Source organism: Pseudomonas sp. P4_C3 (assembly GCF_056402075.1).
On sequence record NZ_JBFUIC010000583.1, the window covers coordinates 1 to 1,550 of the forward strand.

The window sequence follows — 1,550 nt, forward strand, 5'->3', positions numbered from 1 at the left end:
CTGGATGGCAGTGCCATCGCCAAGTACAGCCAAGCTGCCAGTGAGCAGGGTGGCACCGTCGATTTTTTCATGAACATCATCCCGCAAACTTTTATCGGTGCGTTCTCGAATGGCGTCATGCTCCAGGTCATCCTGCTTTCGGTCTTGATGGGGGTTGCCCTGGTTCAAATGGGTGAAACCAGCAAGCCGCTGATCAATACGATCGACCTGTTCCTGCAAGGGCTGTTCAAAATCGTGGCAATGGTCATGCGGCTGGCTCCAATTGGTGCCGGTGCCGGTATGGCTTTCACTATCGGCAAGTACGGGATCGGTACGCTACTGTCGCTCGGCCAGTTGCTGATTGCGCTCTACGTCACCACCCTGATCTTCATTGTGGTGGTGCTTGGAACGGTTGCTCGATGGTCAGGAATGCCTTTGTTACAGTTTCTCCGGTACTTCAAGGACGAGATCCTCATCACGCTCGGAACCTGCTCGACTGAGGCTGTGCTTCCGCGAATGATGGTGAAACTTGAAAAGCTGGGCTGCAAGAAGTCGGTGGTGGGCATGGTGCTGCCAACTGGATACACCTTCAATGCGGATGGCACCTGCATTTACCTCACCATGGCGGCGATTTTTATCGCACAGGCAACCAATACGCCGCTGACGTTTATGGATCAGATGATTCTGTTGGGTGTTTTCCTGCTGACCTCGAAAGGCTCGGCTGGCGTGGCGGGTGCCGGGTTCATAACACTCGCGGCAACGCTTACAACCATCCACTCCATTCCGTTGGTAGGCCTTGTACTGCTTTTGGGCATCGACCGGTTCCTCAATGAAGCGCGAGCTGTTACCAACCTGATTGGCAACGGTATCGGCACCATCGCCATTGCCAAGTGGGACAACTCGTTCGATGTAGAAACCTGTGAGCGTGAAATTGCCGCGATGAAAAACGCAAAGGCGGAGCGTAGAGCGTTAGCAACGCAAAAGTAATCAACATCGCTTACCCGGTCATTCCTCTTCGGATAGGGCGCAATGACCGGTAGCTATTCGATGCCTCGTTCACATAGAACCATTCAAGCGAAGTTCTCAGTTGAATTGCGATGGAGCCGAAAAAATGATTGAGCGATCCCATCACGAACTACGCAAGGCGTTCGGTGATTTACTTCATGGAACAGTCTGTAAATTTGCCGCATCAGTGTTCGATCCGATCTCGGTTCGAATGGCCTCTGACCTTGGCTTTGAGGTCGCCATCCAGGGTGGATCCGTCGCCTCGCTTCAAGTGCTCGGTGCCCCGGATATCTCGTTGCTCACTCTTGATGAATATGCGGAGCAAGTTTCCAGGGTCGGACGGGCCAGCCAAATCCCAATCATTGGAGACGCTGATCATGGGTTCGGCAACGCGCTCAATGTAATGCGAACGGTCACCGAGTTGCAGAAGGCCGGTGTTGCCGCTCTTACGCTAGAAGATACTCACCTGCCGGCCAAATACGACGAGCAAGCGCACGTGCTTATCGAAATGGAAGAGGCCGCAAGCAAGATTTACGCTGCGCGATTTGCCCGGTCAGATGATGCCC

Annotated in this window: 2 protein-coding genes; both read left to right on the forward strand. The window is 53.7% G+C overall.

Features of this window, described 5'->3' with window-relative positions:
• A partial coding sequence (locus tag AC1DVH_RS30880; protein WP_477756984.1) for a cation:dicarboxylate symporter family transporter occupies positions 1–966 on the forward strand: 966 nt, incomplete at its 5' end.
• Positions 967–1,090: 124 nt separating this feature from the next.
• Positions 1,091–1,550 (forward strand): isocitrate lyase/phosphoenolpyruvate mutase family protein (locus AC1DVH_RS30885; protein WP_477756985.1); only part of this gene is annotated, 460 nt, incomplete at its 3' end.